At 44.1% G+C, this 20,922-nt stretch carries 23 protein-coding genes, 2 pseudogenes and 1 riboswitch; of the genes and pseudogenes, 21 read left to right on the top strand and 4 right to left on the bottom strand.

Features of this window, described 5'->3' with window-relative positions:
- Window positions 1–12: 12 nt before the first annotated feature.
- Window positions 13–891 (top strand): 2-hydroxy-3-oxopropionate reductase, encoded by an 879-nt coding sequence (gene garR / locus Len3610_RS03275; protein WP_176446698.1) that lies wholly within the window; start codon window positions 13–15, stop codon window positions 889–891.
- Between the two features lie 92 nt (window positions 892–983).
- Window positions 984–1,211 carry a TVP38/TMEM64 family protein gene (locus Len3610_RS21630; RefSeq protein WP_369693676.1) on the top strand — a complete coding sequence of 76 codons (228 nt, stop codon included), beginning with the start codon at window positions 984–986 and terminating at the stop codon, window positions 1,209–1,211.
- A 158-nt stretch (window positions 1,212–1,369) separates the two neighbouring features.
- On the opposite strand, the gene Len3610_RS03280 is transcribed toward Len3610_RS21630, so the two are convergent.
- Entirely contained in the window at window positions 1,370–1,957 is a 588-nt protein-coding gene (locus Len3610_RS03280) for a cell wall hydrolase (RefSeq protein WP_176446699.1), read from the bottom strand.
- A 271-nt stretch (window positions 1,958–2,228) separates the two neighbouring features.
- Complete coding sequence (locus Len3610_RS03285) at window positions 2,229–3,464, bottom strand: dicarboxylate/amino acid:cation symporter (protein ID WP_176446700.1); 1,236 nt, start codon at window positions 3,462–3,464, stop codon at window positions 2,229–2,231.
- 184 nt (window positions 3,465–3,648) lie between these two features.
- Here Len3610_RS03285 and Len3610_RS03290 point away from each other — a divergent pair, with 184 nt between their 5' ends.
- Together Len3610_RS03290 and Len3610_RS03295 are read left to right on the top strand one after the other, a co-directional pair.
- On the top strand, window positions 3,649–4,644 hold the full coding sequence (locus Len3610_RS03290; RefSeq protein WP_176446701.1) for an LLM class flavin-dependent oxidoreductase: 996 nt from the start codon (window positions 3,649–3,651) through the stop codon (window positions 4,642–4,644).
- 211 nt (window positions 4,645–4,855) lie between these two features.
- Window positions 4,856–5,197, top strand: a complete 342-nt coding sequence (locus Len3610_RS03295; RefSeq protein WP_176446702.1) for a hypothetical protein — start codon at window positions 4,856–4,858, stop codon at window positions 5,195–5,197.
- A gap of 230 nt (window positions 5,198–5,427) precedes the next feature.
- Here the strand turns inward: Len3610_RS03295 and guaC are convergent, their stop codons facing one another.
- Window positions 5,428–6,411 carry a GMP reductase gene (gene guaC, locus Len3610_RS03300; protein ID WP_176446703.1) on the bottom strand — a complete coding sequence of 328 codons (984 nt, stop codon included), beginning with the start codon at window positions 6,409–6,411 and terminating at the stop codon, window positions 5,428–5,430.
- Window positions 6,412–6,587: 176 nt separating this feature from the next.
- Window positions 6,588–6,689: riboswitch (purine riboswitch) on the top strand.
- Window positions 6,690–7,018: 329 nt separating this feature from the next.
- Here guaC and Len3610_RS03305 point away from each other — a divergent pair.
- The 10 genes and pseudogenes from Len3610_RS03305 (at window position 7,019) to Len3610_RS03335 (ending at window position 14,351) form a co-directional block, all read left to right on the top strand.
- Window positions 7,019–7,609 (top strand): xanthine phosphoribosyltransferase, encoded by a 591-nt coding sequence (locus tag Len3610_RS03305; protein ID WP_176446704.1) that lies wholly within the window; start codon window positions 7,019–7,021, stop codon window positions 7,607–7,609.
- Entirely contained in the window at window positions 7,606–8,898 is a 1,293-nt protein-coding gene (locus tag Len3610_RS03310) for a nucleobase:cation symporter-2 family protein (RefSeq protein WP_176446705.1), read from the top strand. Before Len3610_RS03305 ends, Len3610_RS03310 begins: the two co-directional genes overlap by 4 nt.
- A 1,027-nt stretch (window positions 8,899–9,925) precedes the next feature.
- Window positions 9,926–10,405: a hypothetical protein gene (locus tag Len3610_RS20540; protein ID WP_255259770.1), complete on the top strand. Its 480-nt coding sequence runs from the start codon at window positions 9,926–9,928 to the stop codon at window positions 10,403–10,405.
- A gap of 382 nt (window positions 10,406–10,787) precedes the next feature.
- Window positions 10,788–10,940 carry a hypothetical protein gene (locus Len3610_RS20545; protein WP_255259771.1) on the top strand — a complete coding sequence of 51 codons (153 nt, stop codon included), beginning with the start codon at window positions 10,788–10,790 and terminating at the stop codon, window positions 10,938–10,940.
- A 289-nt stretch (window positions 10,941–11,229) separates the two neighbouring features.
- Entirely contained in the window at window positions 11,230–11,388 is a 159-nt protein-coding gene (locus Len3610_RS20550; protein ID WP_255259772.1) for a hypothetical protein, read from the top strand.
- Between the two features lie 80 nt (window positions 11,389–11,468).
- A complete protein-coding gene (locus Len3610_RS20555; protein ID WP_255259773.1) occupies window positions 11,469–11,684 on the top strand; it encodes a bifunctional ornithine acetyltransferase/N-acetylglutamate synthase in 216 nt (71 codons plus the stop codon).
- 151 nt (window positions 11,685–11,835) lie between these two features.
- Window positions 11,836–12,352, top strand: a pseudogene (locus Len3610_RS20560) (bifunctional ornithine acetyltransferase/N-acetylglutamate synthase).
- Between the two features lie 198 nt (window positions 12,353–12,550).
- Window positions 12,551–12,709 carry a hypothetical protein gene (locus Len3610_RS03325; RefSeq protein ID WP_255259881.1) on the top strand — a complete coding sequence of 53 codons (159 nt, stop codon included), beginning with the start codon at window positions 12,551–12,553 and terminating at the stop codon, window positions 12,707–12,709.
- Window positions 12,710–12,952: 243 nt separating this feature from the next.
- Window positions 12,953–13,237: an amino acid kinase family protein gene (locus Len3610_RS03330; protein WP_176446706.1), complete on the top strand. Its 285-nt coding sequence runs from the start codon at window positions 12,953–12,955 to the stop codon at window positions 13,235–13,237.
- Window positions 13,212–14,351: an acetylornithine transaminase gene (locus tag Len3610_RS03335; RefSeq protein ID WP_176446707.1), complete on the top strand. Its 1,140-nt coding sequence runs from the start codon at window positions 13,212–13,214 to the stop codon at window positions 14,349–14,351. The genes Len3610_RS03330 and Len3610_RS03335 overlap by 26 nt, the downstream gene beginning before the upstream one ends.
- Before the next feature lie 164 nt (window positions 14,352–14,515).
- Here Len3610_RS03335 and Len3610_RS03340 read toward each other — a convergent pair whose 3' ends face one another.
- Window positions 14,516–15,358: a patatin-like phospholipase family protein gene (locus Len3610_RS03340; RefSeq protein WP_255259774.1), complete on the bottom strand. Its 843-nt coding sequence runs from the start codon at window positions 15,356–15,358 to the stop codon at window positions 14,516–14,518.
- A gap of 306 nt (window positions 15,359–15,664) precedes the next feature.
- On the opposite strand from Len3610_RS03340, the gene Len3610_RS20565 reads away from it, so the two are divergent.
- From Len3610_RS20565 to Len3610_RS03370, 7 genes and pseudogenes are all read left to right on the top strand, one after another.
- Entirely contained in the window at window positions 15,665–15,829 is a 165-nt protein-coding gene (locus tag Len3610_RS20565) for a DUF2071 domain-containing protein (protein ID WP_255259775.1), read from the top strand.
- Window positions 15,780–16,317: pseudogene (locus tag Len3610_RS03345) on the top strand (DUF2071 domain-containing protein). Before Len3610_RS20565 ends, Len3610_RS03345 begins: the two are co-directional and overlap by 50 nt.
- Window positions 16,318–16,469: 152 nt before the next feature.
- Window positions 16,470–16,745: a (2Fe-2S)-binding protein gene (locus Len3610_RS03350; protein ID WP_176446708.1), complete on the top strand. Its 276-nt coding sequence runs from the start codon at window positions 16,470–16,472 to the stop codon at window positions 16,743–16,745.
- Entirely contained in the window at window positions 16,742–17,047 is a 306-nt protein-coding gene (locus tag Len3610_RS03355) for a (2Fe-2S)-binding protein (protein ID WP_176446709.1), read from the top strand. The genes Len3610_RS03350 and Len3610_RS03355 overlap by 4 nt, the downstream gene beginning before the upstream one ends.
- Entirely contained in the window at window positions 17,044–18,249 is a 1,206-nt protein-coding gene (locus tag Len3610_RS03360) for an NAD(P)/FAD-dependent oxidoreductase (RefSeq protein WP_176446710.1), read from the top strand. The genes Len3610_RS03355 and Len3610_RS03360 overlap by 4 nt, the downstream gene beginning before the upstream one ends.
- Before the next feature lie 15 nt (window positions 18,250–18,264).
- The gene (locus Len3610_RS03365) at window positions 18,265–19,422 is read left to right on the top strand and encodes an NAD(P)/FAD-dependent oxidoreductase (protein WP_176446711.1); all 1,158 of its coding nucleotides are present in this window, start codon (window positions 18,265–18,267) and stop codon (window positions 19,420–19,422) included.
- Between the two features lie 37 nt (window positions 19,423–19,459).
- Window positions 19,460–20,812: a TRAP transporter large permease subunit gene (locus Len3610_RS03370; RefSeq protein WP_176446712.1), complete on the top strand. Its 1,353-nt coding sequence runs from the start codon at window positions 19,460–19,462 to the stop codon at window positions 20,810–20,812.
- Window positions 20,813–20,922: the final 110 nt, after the last annotated feature.

The following is a 20,922-nucleotide window of genomic DNA, read 5'->3' on the forward strand; positions in this document are numbered from 1 at the left end:
GGAGGTTATACCATGAAAATTGGCTTTATCGGACTGGGCATAATGGGGAAACCGATGAGTAAAAATCTGCTGAAAGCCGGTTATAACCTGGTGATCTCCAGCAGCAAGCCTGATACAAACAGGGAAATGCAGGAACATGGGACAGAAGTCGTCGATACATACATCGAATTAGCTGCAAAATCAGATGTCATCATTACCATGCTCCCGAATTCACCTGAAGTGAAAGAAGTGATTTTGGCAATGGGCGGGTTAATCCAAGGTGCGAAGCCAGGATCTACTGTTATTGATATGAGCTCAATTGCACCGATAGCCAGTCAGGAAATTGGCAAGGAACTGAAGGAAAAGGATATCGGGTTTCTGGATGCCCCGGTAAGCGGCGGTGAACCGAAAGCCATTGACGGCACCATTTCCGTGATGGCAGGAGGCGATGAAGAAGTCTTCAATAAGTGTCTGCCAATTATGCAGGCTATGGCCGGCTCGGTTGTCAAAACCGGTGAAGTGGGATCAGGTAATTCAACGAAATTGGCCAATCAAATCATTGTCGCGCTTAATATAGCAGCCGTTTCAGAGGCATTGGTGCTGACAGAAAAAATGGGTGTTGACAACCAATTAGTTTACGATGCTATACGAGGCGGGCTTGCCGGCAGCAATGTGCTGGATGCAAAGGCACCAAAAATGCTGGATCGAAACTTTGATCCAGGTTTTAAAATTGATCTGCATCTTAAAGATTTGAATAATGTGATGGAAACATCCACGGATATTGATGCCCCGTTGCCTTTAACCGCTTCAATCAGGGAAACTTTGAAAACCTTATCGGTAAATGGCAATGGTGAAGACGACCATGCTGCGATTCTGAAATACTATGAAAAGTTAACGAATGTCCGTATTTAGCACAAAAAAGCCGAGTCCCGAATATGAAAGGATTCAGCTTTTCAAAAAAATCTAATTTAATCTGAAGCGGCGCCAGCGATTGCAATAAATATATCGGCTGGGTCAACAAGGGGAAACGATTTGAGCGGTTTTTCTGGATTTCAATGATTTTTCCCGGATTTCCGGATGACTTTATTTGTCTGATTGCCGGACTTACCAAAATGACCCTAAAAAAATTTATCGTTTACTTTTTGCTATGTAAGCCGGTCACCTTGTTTATCTACACATTATTTCCGCTTTACGGTATGCATTTTATCTATGATGTGTTCCAGTCGTTTTAAATGTACGCTATTAAGAAAAACTCAGGCCCAGCCTCGTCTTTCCGGAGGTTAGAGGCCGGAAGCCGATTTCAAGATTGAAGTCTTCATCTAAAACGGTATACTTTCTGACCTTTTTAAAAAGCTGAAGACTATCTTCAGGGTAGCCTTCAGCTTTTTTATTATTTAGCAAAACGATGGTCACCGATTTTCACGATGGTGTCGCGTGAAAGGACCCAATCACTGTCAACTTTGTCCGGATTGTAGAAGTATAATGATCCGTTTCCTTGTCCTCTGAAAGCGACTGCTTCATTGACGGCTTGCATATCTTCATCAGTGTACCCCTGATTGATTGCACCATTCTTTACAGGTGAAAATGCATAGTGGCCGCCGACCTTTTCATAGATAACACCTTTTACTGTGTCAGGAAAATCATTTGAATCAACCCGATTTAATACGACCGTTGCAACAGCAACTTTTCCTTCATAAGGCTCTCCCTTTGCTTCCGCATGAACGAGTTTAGCCATCAGTTCCTTATCTTCATGGGAAACTGAATCCGGAATGCGAATAGTTTCACCGGCCATTAACTGACTGCCGGAGTTCTTGTTGGCAATTTGCAAGTTTGAAAGTGTTATGCCATGTTCATTTGCTATCGAATGGAATGATTCACCTTGTTGTACAGTATATGAAGATGCGCCCACTGAAGCCGGAACTGCCATTATACTTAACGAAAGGGCTCCTGCTAAAAATAATTTATTTAGTTTACGCATATTGTAACCTCCCAGTTAAAAAGTTCTCAATTAAGAGATTACTAGATGTAATATAGTTTGGCATGTACCAAAAAATGGCTTTTCCAGCGCGTGGTCTTTCATCTTAGGTGTCATCTGTATTTGAAAAAGCAAAGGGAAAATATGCCACATCACAAAAAAATACAGATTTTGGCTGGAGAGGCAAATTCAAGCTGCAATGTGACAAGTGTTACAGCCATGTTACAAAAAGAAATTGAAGGCGTATGAATAATTTTCATACGCCTTCAATTTTTTAGCCTGCTGTGGAATCTGGATCATCTGTCTTTTCATCCAGGCCGCGCTCGGATGCATTGATCACAACTGTACCTGAAGCGTCACCCGTAATGTTGACAGCTGTCCGGAACATATCCATAAAACGATCAACCCCGGCAATTAAGGCAAGCGCCTCGAGTGGCAGGTTAAGTGTTGTCAACAGGAGCGTTAACATAACAAGTCCGGCTCCCGGGACACCTGCTGTTCCGATTGAGCCCAGTGTACCAATGAGTATGATCATCAATATTTGACCAATGGATAATTCGATTCCATAGGCTTGTGCGGTAAATAGGGCAGCTACACTCAAATAAAGTGATGTCCCGTCCATATTGACGGTTGCCCCTAATGGCAGAATAAAACTTGATATTTTTTTCGATACCCCTAGATTATCCTCCGAGCTCTTAATGGTGACCGGCAGCGTCCCTGAGCTGCTTTGTGTACTGAAAGCGACAAGAGTGGCCGGCAGAATCCCCTTGAAGAAATGCAGCGGATTCATTTTGGCGAATGTTTTGACCGCTATCGAATACGTTACAAGGGCGTGTATGATACAAGCAATTGCAACAACCGAGACTAACTTAATTAACGGCATTAAGACAGACAAACCTTGCTCGCCGATAATGGGTGCCAGCAAACCGAAAACACCAATTGGGATTAATTTCATGATAACCCAAGTAATTTTGTACATTATCTCAGCAAAGCCATCAAAGAAACGATGGACAGGTTCAGCTTTTTGCCCAGCCATGGTAATACCGATCCCGACGAAAATGGAAAAGAAAATAATTTGCAGTATGTCACCGTTTGACAGGCTTTCAATTGGATTTGTCGGAATGATGTTCAGCAAGATGCTGATGACACCGTCTGTTTCCGTTGCTTCAGGTGCCTCACCGGCAGAGGAAATATCGACACCTGTTCCCGGTGAAAACAGAAATGCAGCTATCAGTCCGATGGTGACGGCAACAAAGGTTGTGCAAATATAATACAGAATGGTTTTTCCGCCGATTCGGCCAAGGGTTTCCATACTTCCGGTGCTGGCCACACCCGCAATGAGCGATGAAACGATTAACGGTACGATAATGAATTGAATAAGACGTAAAAATAAATCACCCAACGGTGCAATGACGGCAATATCAGGACCGAATATAATACCGGCTAAAATAGCAAGAACAAAGGCAATTACGATTTGTGATAGTAAGCTTATTTTAATTTTAGAAGCCATGACAGTTATCCCTCCTTTCATCGTATTATTAAATGGATATGTTTTGTCCACAAAATTGATAACCTTTATCATCAAATAATTATAAAATTTCAAAATATACCTGGTTTAAATTTTTTCAGTTTGTTTCTCAAATATGTCATGATAGAAGCAGCATGGTACAGATGTGAAAGGAGAGGTATCCGGAATGAAGCTTAGCGTACTTGATCAGTCGCCGATTTCACGAGGTTCCAGTCCTGAACAGGCGTTAAACAATACATTAAAGCTCGCTGAAATAACCGAGCAATTGGGTTATACGCGTTATTGGGTCGCGGAACATCATAACACCAATGGCTTGGCCAGCGTATCCCCTGAAATACTCATAGGACGGATTGCTTCCTGTACTAATAAAATTCGTGTCGGATCTGGTGGGGTGTTGTTACCACAGTACAGCCCATATAAAGTCGCAGAGAATTTTAAAATGCTTGAAGCACTGTTTCCGGGTCGAATCGATTTAGGGATTGGACGGTCACCCGGGGGATCCCAGGATACCCGGATGGCTTTGCTGGACAGCATTCATAAAGACATGTCCGAATTTCCGCGTCAGTTGCATGACCTACAGGGGTTTTTACATAACACGCTCCCACAGGATCATCGTTACCGGCTCGTTAAAGCAGCCCCAAGAACCAAAACAGTACCGCCGATGTGGGTACTCGGGCTATCAGAAAGAGGTGCAGAAAATGCTGCAGAAATCGGAACAGGGTTTATGTTTGGACATTTCATCAACCCTGATAAAGGTCAAGCAGCTATGGAAGCCTATCGGGAAAAATTTCAACCATCATCAGACTTCGAGCAGCCGGTCAATGCCGTTTGTATTTTTATTGTCTGTGCGGATACTGAAGAAGAGGCAGAAGAATTGGCGCTCAGTCAGGACAAATGGCTCCTGAACGTTGGGAAAGGATCTGATATTAAGGTCCCGTCGATTGAAGAAGTCAAAAAAAGGTCGTACCGTCAGGAAGAGCTGGATATCATTGAGAAAAACCGCAGACGGACCGTGATCGGAACACCAGAACAGGTGAAAGCGGAACTGGAGCGGCTGGGCGACTATTACCAGACAGATGAATTCATGATTATTACCAATATTTACGATTTCGATGCGAAGGTGCATTCATACCGGTTGCTAGCTGAAGCGTTTGAACTTTAAATTAAGCCAAAAACCTGCTTTGTGCGGATATTTGTGTCATACAATCTATTTTTTCTTTCATAGAAATTTTATTTTGAAGAATGGGGAGCAGGGGGAATTTCAATTTCCTTACATCGACACTCTATAGGACATCATTTAAAAAATATATATCCTATCCAGCAAAGCTTTTAAATGAAAATTTGATTAATAAAAGGGAAGGGGAGGTGTTTCTGTGAATCATGAACAAAATCACCAGTTAATGCAAGCTATTAAGGAATTGCAGGATCAGATGAATATGGGATTTGAGCGAATGGACAAGCGGTTTGAGCAGGTAGACAGGCGATTTGAAGAAGTAGACAAGCGGATCGATGCGATAGACGCGCGATTCGAGCAAGTAGACAAGCAACTCGATGCGATGGATAAGCGGTTTGAAGTGGCTAATGAACGCTTTGTCAAAATGGAAGAATCCATGAATGCCGGGTTTGATAAATTGAAAGACGGCCTTGATCTCCTTGCGCACAGAACATGGAACAATGAACAAGAGATTTACAGAATTAAAATAGGTAAAGAATAAGTTTTCCGGCAGGCTGAATTGGAAAATAAATGATGATGAATGCCGGAAAACGCGCCGGAGCCAAAACGATCAGGTTTTTTCCCTGATCGTTTTGTGTCTGATGTGAATTTATGACTATTTCAGCCTGGAAATTGTGAACTTCAGCCGGATTTGTGACAGTATCAGCCGATTTCTTGTTGATTTCAGCGGATTTTGTGACAACTTCAGCCAAAATGGATCAAAACGACATTCTAGTAAATGTGATCCCCGTTAAAAATCGAATTTTTCACCACGACATAATCAACATGGCGGATTGCCTGCAGTTCTTTGCCGCCTGCATAGGAGATGGCGGACTGGAGATCCTGTTTCATTTCCGTCAAGGTATCTTGAAGCGACCCTTTATGTTCGATATACATTTTCTTGCCTTCCACGTTTTTCTTCTCACTTTTTTGGAATTCCGAGGCCGAGCCAAAATATTCCTTGTATCGTTTGCCGTCTTCTTCATATGTCTGGCCTGGTGACTCTTCATGACCGGCAAATAGGGATCCGATCATGACCATTGATGCACCAAAGCGTACTGACTTTGCGATATCACCATGTGTCCGGATGCCCCCGTCGGCAATGATCGGTTTGCTTGCCGCTTTGGCACACCATTTGAGTGCAGCCAGCTGCCAGCCACCGGTACCGAAACCTGTTTTCATTTTGGTGATGCAGACTTTTCCTGGACCAATCCCCACTTTCGTTGCATCTGCACCGGCATGTTCCAGCTCCCGCACCGCTTCAGGTGTACCGACATTACCGGCAATGACAAAGCTTTCCGGGAGGTGTCTTTTAATATACCGGATCATATTAATGACGGCTTCGGAATGGCCGTGTGCAATGTCAATGGTGATATAATCCGGTGTGAGTTTTTTATCTGTTAATTGTTGAATGAAGTCGTACTCTTCGTCTTTAACACCAACACTGATAGAGGCGATCAACCCATTTTCGTGCATGTCTTTAATAAAATTGATTCTTGTTTCCGGTTCAAAACGGTGCATGACATAAAAGTAATTATTTTCTGCCAGGTAGCGTGCTATTTTTTCGTCAATAATCGTCTGCATATTGGCAGGCACGACAGGCAGATTAAATGTATGGCCGCCAAAAGTGACGGTTGTATCACATTCTGATCGGCTGCTCACAACACATTTGGCAGGTATTAACTGAATATCTTCATAATCAAATACATTTTCCATCTTTACACTCCTAGAAACGAATTATATTTTAAATAACAACTATAATGTTCGTATATTCATAATGTACATGACTTTTGTTAATGTGTCAATCAGTATAAAAGATAAAGGTCAATTAAAGGCGAAATTTTCAGAACTAAAATGAGGGTTGTTTTTTCTGCGTCACATGCTATAATAGACACCAATTAAATAGCCTGTTTCATATAATCGCAGGGATATGGCCTGCAAGTATCTACCGGTTTACCGTAAATGAACCGACTATGAAAGGGAGCAGAACAAAGGGCAACACCTGTAATCGGAGTGAATGCTCTTTGTGGAATGTTCGGATTTTCGTCGTAGGGTAGAGAGGACGTTGACAATTAACGTCATTAACTTACCCTGTCGCGTGCGTCGTATTATTGATGACCCGAAAAACATTGCTTTCCTCATAGTTTGAGTGGAAGCTTGTTTTTCGGGTTTTTTATTGGATCAGAAATTATAACATTAGATGAAGACGTCTATCCTGAAATCGGCTAATTCGCCGATTTCCACAAGTCTGACTTCCGGCCTCTGACCTCTGGAAAGACGAGGCAAATGCCGGGTGTTCTAATATGAAGGAAGGGGATTAGGAATGGAAGCACTTAAACAAAAGATTTTAACAGATGGAAAGGTACTATCGGATTCGGTCATAAAGGTGGATGCGTTTCTGAACCATCAGGTAGATCCTTTATTCATGCAGACCATCGGAGAGGAATTTGCTTTCCGCTTTGCAAACTCAGGCATTACTAAAATCCTGACACTCGAATCGTCCGGAATTGCACCAGCTGTCATGGCAGGATTGAGTTTGCAGGTGCCGGTGATATTTGCCCGGAAACGCAAGTCACTAACACTAAATGAGTATCTTTATTCAGCCGAGGTTTATTCATATACCAAAAATGAGTCGAATGAAATATCTGTTTCAAAAGATTATATTGACAGTCATGATGTTGTGCTGGTTATCGATGATTTTTTGGCAAATGGTCAGGCAGTACTGGGGCTGATTGATCTGGCTGAACAGGCGGGTGCGGCACTGAAAGGTGTTGGGATTGTGATTGAAAAAGGATTTCAGAAAGGCGGCGAATTATTGCGTGACCGCGGAATTCATGTCGAATCACTGGCCACTATTGCATCGCTGGCTGATGGTCACGTCACATTTCAAACAGAGGAGGCTGTCCTAAGATGAAAACAGCTGCCTTAAGTTTTCAGCATTTACTGGCGATGTATGCGGGTGCGATTCTGGTGCCGCTTATTGTTGGGGAGGCTCTTGGACTGACATCAGATCAATTAACGTATCTGGTTGCGATTGACATATTAATGTGTGGTGTCGCGACAATCTTGCAGGTCGTCCGCAACCGGTTCTTCGGGATTGGGCTTCCGGTTGTGCTCGGATGTACATTTACCGCAGTGGGGCCGATGATTGCGATTGGAAGTGAGTTTGGCATAACAGCCATATACGGTGCTATTATCACGTCTGGTTTAGTCGTTTTGCTGATCAGTCGATTCTTCGGCAAATTAGTTCGCTTTTTCCCGCCGATTGTGACAGGTACTGTGGTAACGATTATTGGGATCACGCTAATTCCAACTGCCATCAACAATATGGGCGGTGGTGAAGGTTCTGAGGATTTTGGTTCCATTTTAAATCTTTCACTGGCATTCGGAACGTTATTATTTATTATTTTTATGTACCGTTTTACAAAAGGCTTCATCCGATCCATTTCGATCTTAATCGGCCTTGTTGCCGGTACGATTGCAGCAGCTTTTATGGGAAAAGTTGATTTTTCGGCCGTCGGGGAGGCATCATATTTCCATATCGTTCAGCCATTCTATTTTGGCATGCCGACGTTTGAATGGTCCGCCATATTAACGATGATTTTGGTGGCCGTGGTATCACTGGTGGAATCGACTGGTGTCTATTTTGCGCTGGGGGATATGACCGAAAAAGAATTAAAAGAGGAGGATCTTTCCAACGGTTATCGTGCGGAGGGTTTTGCCATATTACTCGGCGGTGTTTTCAATGCTTTTCCGTATACAGCATTTTCGCAAAATGTCGGCTTGATGCAAATGACGGGCGTTAAATCTGTCAGGGTGATTCTGGTTACCGGGATTATGCTTGTGACGCTTGGCTTCATCCCTAAGATAGCAGCTGTTACAACGGTTATTCCTACTCCAGTTCTGGGCGGTGCGATGGTTGCGATGTTCGGGATGGTGATCGCTCAAGGGATTAAAATGCTGAGCGGCGTGATCTCGGATTCACCCGGCAACTCAATGATTGTCGCTTGTTCAGTCGGAATGGGTATGGGGGTTACAGCCGTCCCTGAATTATTCGCTCAATTCCCATCAGGCATTCAGATTTTGACAAGTAACGGCATCGTGGCAGGGAGCATGACGGCAATTGCTCTGAATATTGTGTTCAATATGTCACCGGTAAAAGCTAAAATCCGAACGACTGCTGTACATCAGGAAAATGCGTGACTATAGGAATGATTTTGTCCGTTCATGTCTTCTCTCGTTCGTTTTAGGGCTCTTTGCGGGTTGATCAGACCGAGAGAAGCGTTCTCTCGTTCGTTTCGATGCCACATATGGATTGTTCAGGCCGAGAGAAGCGTTCTCTCGTTCGTTTCGAGTCCATATGGTGATTGTTCAGGCCGAGAGAAGCGTTCTCTCGTTCGTTTCGAGTCCATATGGTGATTGTTCCGGCCGAGAGAAGCGCTCTCTCGTTCGTTTCGAGTCCATATGCGGATTGTTCAGGCGAGAGAAGCGTTCTCTCGTCGTTTCGAGTCCATATGGTGATTGTTCCGGCCGAGAGAAGCGTTCTCTCGTTCGTTTCGAGTCCATATGCGGGTTGTTCAGGCCGAGAGAAGCGCTCTCTCGTTCGTTTCGAGTCCATATGGTGATTGTTCCGGCCGAGAGAAGCGTTCTCTCGTTCGTTTCGAGTCCATATGCGGGTTGTTCAGACCGAGAGAAGCGTTCTCTCGTTCGTTTCGAGTCCATATGGTGATTGTTCAGGCTCTCTTGCAGTAATGGGGGTTGTTCAGACCGAGAGAAGTGTCTCTCGTTCGTTTCGAGTCATGGGGTTGTTCAGGCCGAGAGACGCTCTCTCGGTCGTTTCGATGCCACATATGGGTTGTTCCGGCCGAGAGAAACGCTCTCTCGCTCATATGAAGCCTATTCAGAGATCGTTCAGACGGAGAGAAGCGCTGTTTCGTATCATCGGTCTTAAAATAGCCGAGTGGAAAGTAACAGTTCGAGTCAGCGGGAAGTGAAGAGTCTTCCAGCTGCGTGTTCTTTAGGTCCATATGAGATAGTAATGAATTAACGTTAAAGGTGTCTTATAGGGCACTTTCTGTCATCTTCTGAAATCTGGGTTTACCGGTATAGGGTCTAATGGTGAATCATGCGAGCCATAAAATTTTCAAAAATTAAAAATATGCACTTGACATTATAAAATATACATTTTTAAATAGGAGAAATAAAAACGTACAGGAGGTGACAATCCATTATGAAAATAGCCATTATTGGAGCAACCGGTTATGGAGGGACAGAGCTTATACGCCTATTACAGCAGCACCCGAAGTCACACTTCAGTCAATCATTCATCAAGTCAAAAGGGCGAAATCGATTACAGAAAGCTATCCACATATGCAAGCCATACCGGAATGGACTCCAGCCATTACCCGGGAAAATTGCGCAGGATGCTGATTTGGTATTCACGGCAACCCCATCCGGTGTGTCATCTGAGCTTGTTCCGGAATTACTTAAACACGGCAATCGCGTTATTGATTTGTCCGGTGATTTTCGGTTGAAAGACACCCAGGAATATGAAGATTGGTATAACAAGAAAGCACCTGATGAAGCTGTTTTGGAAAATGCAGTTTACGGACTGACCGAATGGCTGGATACTGATCTCACAGAGACGCAGCTGGTATCCAACCCTGGCTGTTATCCGACTGCGGCATTGCTGGGCTGGCACACTTGTTAAACATCGGTTAATTGACACTAATCCATTATATTAGATGCTAAACCGGTGTCAGCGTGCGGGTAAAAAGCCACACCAGTGACACATTTTACCGAAATGAACGATATCTAAATCTATAAGTTCTTGCACATCAGCATACACCGGAAATTGAACAGGTGCTTGCCGGGTGGAGTGCAAACACAGATCGATCACATTCAGTACACATCTCGATACCAATGACACGAGCATTATGACAACGATTTATGCAGATGCACGGATGGTATGACTGCGGAGAATTGATTGATTTATATCATGAAAGCTACAAGATTCCTATTTGTCAGAATAGAGAACAAGTACATACCCAAGCACGAAAGAAGTTTATGGCTCGAACTTTTGTGATCTGTCATTGGCATTGGATGAACGGACAAACCGGATTATGATTGTTTCTGTGATTGATAATCTTGTTAAAGGGGCAGCCGGGCAGGCTGTGCAAAATATGAATCGGATGTTCGGCATGGAAGAGAAAACTGGTTTGGCATTTGCACCTGTTTACCCATAAAGTGAAACGGATTCAGTGGCGTGTATTTCTCCACTGATACTAAGAACAAAGGCTAAGAACGCCACATCGTGTGGCAACGCCTTTGTGACCTGCATCCTGCAGGCCCGAGCAGAATTCGGACATTTTAGGAAGTTAAACCGCCGTGTTCTGGCGGTTTATACTGCCCCTTATGCGGATAGAATTTCCCTTCAGCGGGTCGGTTTAAATCGGACATTTAGAAGACAGTCAGCCGCTGTATGTAAGTGTTGTAGATTGCAAGATAAGTTCCATGAAAGGAGGAGAAACGAATGTGCTGACAAAAGAAGCCAGCATAACAAGATGGAAAAGGTCGATTGTGACGCCGGGAGGATTTCAGGCAGCGGGAATGCATACAGGTGTGAGCGTAAACGACATGATCTTGATGATTATTGTGATGTGCCGGCAAATGCTGCTGCGTTATATACACTGAACGCTATTCAGGCAGCACCATTACAGGTAACGAAGGAAAGCATTGCCAAGAGAAACTGCAGGCTGTGATGTTAATAGTGTATGCCAATGCCTGTACGGAAACAGGGTGAAGCGACGCATAACACCATGCGCCGGACTGCAGCTGAGCAATTGGCAATACCGGAGCACACGGTTGCTGTTTCCTCAACCGGTATTATCGGTCTTGATATGCCGATGAATCATATCATCCCAAATATTCCAAAGCTGAAACTTGAGGCTGGTGAAGAAGCGGTTGCTGCATTCAATGAATCTATTTGACACCGATACCGTGACAAAATCCACGTGTCACAGACAACGATTGACGTAAAACAGTGACAATGGCTGGTCGGCAAAGGATCCGGCATGATTTGAGCCGAATATGGGTACGATGCTGGCATTTGTGACAACCGATGCTGTGATTGAACCGGAAATGCTGAACCTGGCACTTAAAGACGTCACCAATAAAACGTTTAACTGTATTACGATTGATGGTGATACCTCGACTAACGACATGGTGCTTACAATGGCAAGCGGAAAAGCAGACAATGAAAGCCTGACACCTGATCATCAGGATTGGGAGAATTTTGTCGAACTTTTAACGCAAACTTGTGAGGATTTGGCCAGGATGATTGCCCGGGATGTGAAGGGCAACAAAGCTGATTGAAGTGGCTGTATCCGGTGCACATAATAATGACAGGCTACCATGGTGGCAAAAAAACAATTTGTTTGGCTCCTCACTCGTTAAAACAGCCGTCTATGGAGCTGACCGAATTGGACGGATTATCGCCGCCATTGGCCGGAGTGGTGCTGACGTAAATGCCGGCACCATTGATGTCGCAATTGGATCCATTCAGGTATTGCAAAACAGTCAGTCACCGCTTTCATTTTCCGAAAAAGACGTGTCCAATTATATGCTGAATAAAGACGTCACGATATCGTTGATTTAAACGTTGGTGATGGTGTACGGCAAAGCGTGGGATGTGACTGACATATGACTATGTTCGCATCCAATGCCAGCTATCGGACATAGGAGTGTGACAATGCTGGAGATGCAGTGATTAAGTGCGGCGGCAGTATATAATGATTTATCAGATCGGTTTTTCACTAACATAGCCAAACTGCAGCAAAACGGCATAAAGCCGGTTATTGTACATGGCGGAGGGCCGGCTATTAAAGACATGCTGGAAAAGCTCGATGTGCCGTTTACATTTATTGATGGGCTACGGACAACATCAGCTGCTGCCATGGATGTTGTGGAAATGGTGTTGTCGGGTCAAATCAATAATATCATGACACGGAAGTGATTCATTCGGTATTCAGGCAGCCGGTTTTCCGGGTCTGATGCCAATCTGATGACGTTGTGTGCCAAAAAGATTTTCCAGAACGTATGGCTATGTCGGTGATATTGTGGATGTTAATGCGGCATTTTTGAACGCGTTCTTGAGCAAGATTATTGTGCCGGTGTTGCTCCGATAGCTGTTGTAAAGAGGATGACAGATACAACGTGAATGCCGATACGGCTGCTGGTGTGATTGCACAGGCAACAAATGCCAATCAACTTTTTTCATGACCGATGTGCCTGGCGTCATGCAGGAAGGACATTAATCCATTCAGCAACAGAAGCTGAAATTGAGGAACTCATCGTCAAAGGGATCATTCAAGGCGGAATGATTCCAAAAGTGAAAGCAGCGATGGCCTGCTTAAATGATGATTTGCAACATGTCATGATTGCTGATGCGAATCAGGCAATCAGTGACGATGGATTTACCGGAACGATTATTAAGCGCTCAGGGGAGGCTGCATCATATGACAACACTTTTTCCAACCTATAAACGTTTTAATCTGTCAGTAGAACGGGCTTCAGGAACCATTGTTGAGGATACAAACGGGAAAACTTATCTGGATTTCGGGGCAGGAATTGGTGTGTGCAGCCTTGGGCACCGGCATCCGGATGTTCAGCAAGCATTGGAAAGTCAGCTTAACACCTATTGGCACGTATCAAATCTGTACCATAATCCGATTCAGGAAAAGGTGGCTGACGCACTTATCCGGAATAGTTCAGGTGATCAGGTATTTTTCTGCAACAGCGGGACCGAAGCAAATGAAGCAGCCATTAAATTGGCACGCAAGGCAACCGGTAAACATAAAATCATTTCATTTGAACAGTCTTTTCACGGTCGCACATTTGGGGCCATGGCAGCAACCGGTCAGGAAAAAATTCATTCGGGTTTTGGCCCGATGCTTGAAGGGTTCAGCTATGCCCCATTTAATGATATCGATGCGGTTAAACAAGCAATTGACAATGATACTGCTGTCGTCATGATGGAAATGATTCAGGGGGAAGGTGGTATTCATATTGCTGATCCTGAATTTGTGCAGGAATTGGTGCAATTATGCCGGCAGAATGATGTTTTGTTAATGGTTGATGAAGTTCAGACAGGCATCGGCCGAACAGGGAAGCCGTTTGCGTATCAGCACTATAGTGTTTCCCCGGATATTATCACGTCAGCTAAAGCGCTTGGCAATGGGGTTCCGGTTGGAGCTATGATTGCGAAAGAGAGCCTCCATGATGCGTTCGGACCGGGCAGCCATGCAGCAACATTCGGCGGGAATCCACTGGCCATGGCAGCAGCTCAGGCCGTGTTAAAGCACGTTTTCCAGGATGATTTTTTGCAGGAAGTAGCGGAAAAAGGCACTTATCTGAGTCAGCGGCTTTCTGAATCGGTAGGCAATTTTTCCGGCGTATCAGCAATCCGGGGCAAAGGGTTGATGATTGGCATTGAATGCCATCAGGATGTATCCCCCCTGGTTGGCAGACTGCTTGATGAAGGCCTGCTTGTTCTGAGTGCCGGTTCAAATATAATCCGCCTTTTGCCGCCATTAACGGTGAGTGAAAAGGAAATAGATACCGCAATACAACTGATCGGGGATGCTTTGATGGATTGAATGCGTAATGCTTTTTTGTGGCGGAAAATTATTGAACCAGGGAATCAATCTGTTTTTGATATGAAAGAGGATGATAAGGACCTGAACCAATGCAGTAATCGATTGATCAGCGAATAGAAAAAAGCGCTCCTTCATTGAGGAGCGCTTTTCTTTAAAATCATATATCAAGAAGAAATGTTTTTTAGAGGTTTTTGTGAGCTTAGGAAATTCTGCAATGCGAGGTGTTTCCTTTCAGCTTCCTGATAACCCTGATAATATAGTGCTTCGAGTTTGTGATGACTTTTTTCAATACGGCTTGCTTCCAGCGGTTCTTCCGGCTGGATGATAAAAACTTCGTTGCGCTGTTCCATTGCACGTATTTTTTTCATTATTTCATTATAGAGCAGATGTCTGTCATGTAACAATTTTATAAGTTCGGGTTTTTCCTTGAAAAATCGTTTAAAAAACCAGTTTAGTTTGGTTGGTTTTTTGACATAACCTTTATGTCGGGTAAGGACGACAACGTGCTTTTTTAGTCCCCGTTCGATCAGGGGGGTGATTGGTATTGGATCAGATACACCACCATCGATTAATTGCTGTCCGTTATATTCAATACCGGGGGCTAAAACGGGTAATGAACAGGAGGCTCTAATAATTGTTGACAAATCCTTCTGTTTTTTGAATGTATCATGAAAAACGGGCCTGCCGGTATTGATGTCGGTCGTTCCGATGATAAATCTGGAACTGGCATTTGTAAAAGCTTGAAAATCAAGCGGGAATGTATGATTCGCCAGCTTATCAAAAATAAAATCCATACTGAATAGTTCTTTATTTTTCAAAAGCCGTTTGATTGAAATGGCTTCCTGATTTTTACCAATCGCATTAAGCAGTTTGGTGTTTCGCTCACGCTGCTTGGCAATATAGGAACCTCCGATTAATGCACCGGCTGATGCGGTGGCGACAGCAGGGAATTCGATTTGCTGATCAAGAAAGTAATCAAGCACTCCGACTGTGAATGCACATCGCATCCCTCCGCGCCTTCCAACATGAGACCTGTCTCGTATTCCAAACTTCCACACTTCCTTTTCGTTATATAAGAGTATTATATCAGTCATCTGTCCTGCTAACAATTTATCAGATTGAATTCGCTTAACAAGCGGAAAAATAATGGCGTAACCTATTGAATATAATAAAAGCCAAAGTTGAGTGAAAACAGTGTATCAGGGAAATACTAAACAATACAATGCATCGCGATTCTCCGCTGCCTAACGGTCGTGGGTTAATGATGCAGCATTGGGAACATTATTGTTTCTGCACTATCGTCTTCGCAGCATGTGCTGGAACCGCTTCTTCCGCCTGGCCTTGAACTGGATACATACGATGGCGATGCCTGGATAAGTATCATTTCCATTCAGAGTCAGTACATTACGTTTTCGTTCCTTGCCGCAAATGCCATTTCGGACTTCATTTTTAGAGGTGAACGTCCGGACTTATGTTGAAGCGTCATGGCAGAAGAGGTGTTTATTTTTTTAGCCTGGATGTCAATCACCTGCCCACAGTTGGTTGTGCACGAGCAGCAACATTACCTATTTCATGCAAACATTTCGATGAAAAAATGGATGAATGGATTCATGTTAACAGTGCAAGGTATGGAAAAACAGACGGTCGTTTGAAAGTGGTGTATAAGGCAACCGGTGAACGGATTGAACCGAAGAAGGAAAGTCTTGAAAACTGGCTGCTTGAACGAATATTTTCTCTCGACGGTATAAGTATGGGGTGCTTTTTCGGGGAGCGATTCATAAAAATGGCAAATCACCAAAGCGGAAGTTCAAAATATACAGCAGCAGTTGTTGACCGGATTTTTACACGAAAACGTGCCTGGAGAAAATTCACTTGCACATTATGCTCCGTCACAGGTTGCCTTGATTTGGATGCTGCGAAAAGAGAAATAAAAGCTGTCTTTAGGTATTCACTCTGTATCTTCTGAATTAACATGGCCTATCAATGAATGTATTATTCTGATTATTCATATGTTTATTAAAAGACTCCTTTAGCCGATGCAACCATTCGCAAAACTTCCACAATGGGTGCATGAAGTGAAGTAATATGAAGACCATTATTTAAATAGGGGCGAATGCGATGGATACGGATACAGTAATTTGCTGGTGTGAAGAGGTCATGCTGAGTCAGATTTTGAGCGCCATCAATGCCGGAGCGGTCTCATCAAAAGCAATAAAACTGGAAACGAGGACAGGGATGGGAATATGTCAGGGAAGGATTTGCCGGCCGTTAGTGGAGCAGGTTATTTCTTCTTATACATCCCGACAATTGCATGAGAGTCCGCAATTGAACAGTAACCATCCGGTTCGTCCGCTCAGTCTGAATGAATTAGCCGGAAATAGAAAGGATGTTTGATGGTGCGAATCAATGAACATCCGATACTCGGCAAACAAGAAAAGAAAACGGTCACGCTGACGTACAATGGTGTTGATTATGAGGCGAATGAAGGTGAGTCAATAGCGGCGGCATTGCTTGCTAATGGCATTCGTATTTTACGTTATTCGGAAAAAGGCCATGAACCGCGCGGCATCTATTGCGGAATCGGTCATTGTTATGAATGCCGGGTGAACGTTGATGGCGACAGAAGTGTCAGGGCATGTATTACGAGTGTGAAAGATGGCATGCGGGTCCGAGCCCAAAGTGGGGAGATTTTATGACGTTTGATTTGGTTGTTATTGGATCTGGTCCTGCCGGTATGAGTGCTGCGATAAACGCAGCATCGTATGGCGCGGCCGTAGCAATTGTCGATGAGAATCCGGTTGCTGGAGGAAAACTGCTGGGACAGTTGCACGAAGAACCGAACTCCGGATGGTGGATCGGCGAAAAAATTTCCCGGGAAATGATGACACAAGCTAAAAAATTTGATGTCCATTTTTTTCAGGAAAAAGTGGTTTGGGGGATTTTTCCGCAATGGAAAGTGATGCTTCACAGCGGGGAACAATTGCAGGCGGAGAATGTGCTGATTGCAACGGGAGCGGCAGAGAAACCAATTCCTGTACCAGGATGGACAAAACCTGGCGTCATGGCGATTGGTGCGGCACAGACGTTGACGAATTATTATCGTGTTAAACCCGGCCGTAAAGTTGCAATTGTCGGCGTGGATCCGCTGTCATTAGCAGTTGCCCACGAACTAAAAATGGCAGGTGTTGAGGTTGCGGGTGTTTTTCTCCCGCCATCAAATGAATTTACTTCTGACAAATCATCGCCATTGCAGATCATCGATGATTTATCACGTATGACGCATCTGGCTCCAAATCAGATAATGAAGATTGCTGGAAAAATAGTGAAAAATCCAGTTATGAAAAATGCTGCAGCAAAATTTTACCCTGGTTTTGGTATAAAAGTGTGGGGCATTCCACTTTTCTTAAGAAAAACTGTTCTTGCAATCGAGGGGGGAGAACAAGTTGAGTGGATAAAGACAGCTAAAATCGATCAAAACGGTCATTTGAAACAAGAAAGCGTGAAACCACTTGATGTGGACTGTGTCTGCATTTCAGGAGGTCTTTATCCGCTGTCGGAACTTGCGGCCTCGGCCGGATGCAGGTTCACCTATATTCAAGAATTGGGAGGCCATATTCCGTTGCATAGTCCGGAAATGGAAACGTCTCAGGACGGCATTTTTGTTGCAGGCAATATTACCGGCATAGAAGGGGCAGAGGTAGCAATGGCACAGGGAAAGCTTGCAGGGACGGTGATCAGTGACAGACTGGGACTGTTGAATAATCCCAGGAAGACTATCAGAACGGCACAGGGAGAGGTGGAAGAGGTCAGAGAACAAGCGCTCATTAAATTTCAGCAGCATATTGGGGATGGCAGGGAGAAATCATCACAAAAATGGCAGGCGCATGTGAGCAAATGATGAGGGGGTGATTGGTTGGAAACAGCGGATGCTGTTGTGATTGGCGGAGGTGTGATTGGAACCTCAATTGCTTACCGTCTATCAGAATATCGAAAAGTGTTCCTGATTGAACAAGGGGAGATTGGTGCGCAAACATCCGGATCATGTGATAAAGCGATTTTTCTGCAATCCAAGAAACCGGGGTTTCCAATTAAACTGGCAAAGGCAAGCAGAGAAATCTATGAAAATCTTGAAGGCGAATTGGATACATCGGTTGAATTTAAAAAAAACGGCGGCATGATTGTCATCGAGTCAGAAGCGTATATGGATTCCATGAAAAAATTTGTGAAGGAGCGGGAGAAAGCGGGGATTGATGTAAAATTATTGGATCATAAAGAAGTTCGAGCGTGGCAGCCGGGTTTGTCCTCTGACATTGCAGGCGCCTCCTGGTGTGCAGAGGATGCAGAAGTGAATCCGCTATTATTGACTCAGGCATTTGCTCAGGCAGCCAGACGGCGTGGAGCGGACATACGGACACATACAGAAGTGACGGATATTCTGTGTGAACGCGGGAAAGTGGTTGGCGTACAGACAACACACGGCAGAATCGCAACAGAGACCGTTATAAATGCAGCAGGGCCATTCGCTTTCAGAATAGCTGAAATGGCTGGGGTGGGTCTCACAATTATGCCGCGGCGCGGGGCTGTTCTCATTACTGAAAAATTAGATCCGCTGATTCATGGCAACATATTATGTTCGCAATATATAGCAGCCAAGCATGCCGCCGGTGATACAGGCAATGTTCCGCCTTATGGCATCGGGCTTTCGTTAGGTCAGACGGACAGCGGGAACCTGTTGATTGGCGGGAGCAGGGAATTTAAAGGGTTTGATAAATCAGTTGGACCTGACGTGCTTTCAGGGATTGCCAAGCATGCGGTGCGAATTGCACCAGTATTAAAAGATGTCAACATTATTCGTTCGATGGCAGGTTTCAGGCCCTTTACCGGTGATGGTCTGCCGGTAGTTGATAAGGCAAAAGAGGTAGAAGGATTTATTATAGCGGCTGGTCACGAAGGAGATGGCATCGCCCTAGCCCCGATTACTGGTCAATTAGTTGCGAGTTTAGTAGAGAATAAGGATGACTATAACGATTTATTAAAGCCTTTGCGTCTGGATCGTCCGCAAGCAGTGTAGTTTATTCATATTCAGAAAACACAAGGAGTTGGTAGGCTTGATTGAAATTGTCGTACCACTTGTGCTTTTGTTCGCCATTGCTTTAGTGAAAAAGATTCCATGGATAGGGGGTGAAATACGGGTTGCACTGCTTGTCGCTGCGGTTTCTTCAGCAGTCATATCGGGGCTGAATCCGGGTGAAACATTACTTGCATTTATCGATGGTATTGACCGTTTATCCTGGGTTATTATGCTGTCTATTTTCGGAAGTCTTTATGCGGAAGCGCAGGTGAAATTGGGCGCCATGGACACAACATTGAACACGCTCCGTGCATCGTTTGGCAATTCACCGAGAGGCTTGATTATTGCTATATTTATAACGTTGATTATTGGTGGTTCTTTTCTCGGTGACGCCATTGCTGCAGCCACAGTCATTGGATTCCTCGTCATTCATTCATTGACTGAGTTAAAAATAAAACCGGAACAGATCGGGATGATTATTTTACTGGGTGCCTCGATTGGCTCCATTATGCCTCCCATTACACAAGGTGTCTATTTGTCAGCTTCTCTCGTTGGTGTTGAACCCAATCCCGTTATGCAGATGGCATTTATAACCGTTACAATCGGTGCCATTTTTGCCATTCTGGAATCATTTCGCTTTGTGCGTGGCAACAAAATGCCTTCCGAATTAATTCCGCAACAATCCGTATTACAGATTTTAAAAGAAAGATGGAACACGCTTATTCCGCTTTTTGTTTTAATTGTCATCGTGATGGCCAATACACTGTTTGATTATAACATCTTTACGGAATTTGCTTTTTTTGCTGTCATTACAGAACCGCTGATGGACATTCCTATTTTGCAAGGCATTACGTTTCAAGTTGTAAGTGCCATTATTATAGCTATTTTCGTAAGCTTTTTGTTTCCTTCAGTTCGGCAGGAAACAAAAGGTGTTCTGAAAAATGGACTGGAGAAAGTGAATAAAACGGTACAAATACAGATAGCTGCGGGGATTATGGTCGGTGTGTTTTACGCATCGGGTCTGGTTGATAAAGTTGCCCTTATGACTGAGAGCCTGGCATCATCCATGGTTAAAGCGGGCGGTGCTTTTGCGATGGTTGTTATCGGTATGCTGACAGGATCACAAACCACGGCACAATCGGTCATTATGACGTTTCTCGGTCCCATGCTGGAAAACTTGAATACCGACCCTACACTTATCGCTCTGGGTGCATCTCATATCGCCGCAGCCGGACAGAACATGCCGCCGGTCGGACTGACAGCATTTGTTGTCTGCGGACTGATTGGCGGGATTTTGAATCAAAAGGTGGACCCGCTTAAAGTCATGTTTCTGGCATTACCCAATTCATTGTACTTTTTGGCCATCGGATTGCTGGTGTGGTTTATTTAAAACTGTTGCGAAGGTTACTTTATTTTAAGATTTGAAATTATTCTGATATCTATTGAAAGTATGGACTAAATTTTCGTACAATTAACACATAGAAATTTAATGAGAAAGAA

The sequence above is a fragment of the Lentibacillus sp. CBA3610 genome, from assembly GCF_013373365.1.
In the GTDB taxonomy this organism is placed as follows: domain Bacteria; phylum Bacillota; class Bacilli; order Bacillales; family Amphibacillaceae; genus Lentibacillus.

Bases quoted from the DNA above. Each gene is read 5' to 3' on its own strand.
- garR (WP_176446698.1), top strand. From the start codon at position 13: ATGAAAATTGGCTTTATCGGACTGGGCATAATGGGGAAACCGATGAGT.
- Len3610_RS03280 (WP_176446699.1), bottom strand. From the start codon at position 1,957: ATGCGTAAACTAAATAAATTATTTTTAGCAGGAGCCCTTTCGTTAAGT.
- Len3610_RS03285 (WP_176446700.1), bottom strand. From the start codon at position 3,464: ATGGCTTCTAAAATTAAAATAAGCTTACTATCACAAATCGTAATTGCC.
- Len3610_RS03290 (WP_176446701.1), top strand. From the start codon at position 3,649: ATGAAGCTTAGCGTACTTGATCAGTCGCCGATTTCACGAGGTTCCAGT.
- guaC (WP_176446703.1), bottom strand. From the start codon at position 6,411: ATGGAAAATGTATTTGATTATGAAGATATTCAGTTAATACCTGCCAAA.
- Len3610_RS03305 (WP_176446704.1), top strand. From the start codon at position 7,019: ATGGAAGCACTTAAACAAAAGATTTTAACAGATGGAAAGGTACTATCG.
- Len3610_RS03310 (WP_176446705.1), top strand. From the start codon at position 7,606: ATGAAAACAGCTGCCTTAAGTTTTCAGCATTTACTGGCGATGTATGCG.
- Len3610_RS20540 (WP_255259770.1), top strand. From the start codon at position 9,926: ATGAAAATAGCCATTATTGGAGCAACCGGTTATGGAGGGACAGAGCTT.
- Len3610_RS20555 (WP_255259773.1), top strand. From the start codon at position 11,469: ATGCCAATGCCTGTACGGAAACAGGGTGAAGCGACGCATAACACCATG.
- Len3610_RS03330 (WP_176446706.1), top strand. From the start codon at position 12,953: ATGCCAATCAACTTTTTTCATGACCGATGTGCCTGGCGTCATGCAGGA.
- Len3610_RS03335 (WP_176446707.1), top strand. From the start codon at position 13,212: ATGACAACACTTTTTCCAACCTATAAACGTTTTAATCTGTCAGTAGAA.
- Len3610_RS03340 (WP_255259774.1), bottom strand. From the start codon at position 15,358: ATGCGATGTGCATTCACAGTCGGAGTGCTTGATTACTTTCTTGATCAG.
- Len3610_RS03350 (WP_176446708.1), top strand. From the start codon at position 16,470: ATGGATACGGATACAGTAATTTGCTGGTGTGAAGAGGTCATGCTGAGT.
- Len3610_RS03360 (WP_176446710.1), top strand. From the start codon at position 17,044: ATGACGTTTGATTTGGTTGTTATTGGATCTGGTCCTGCCGGTATGAGT.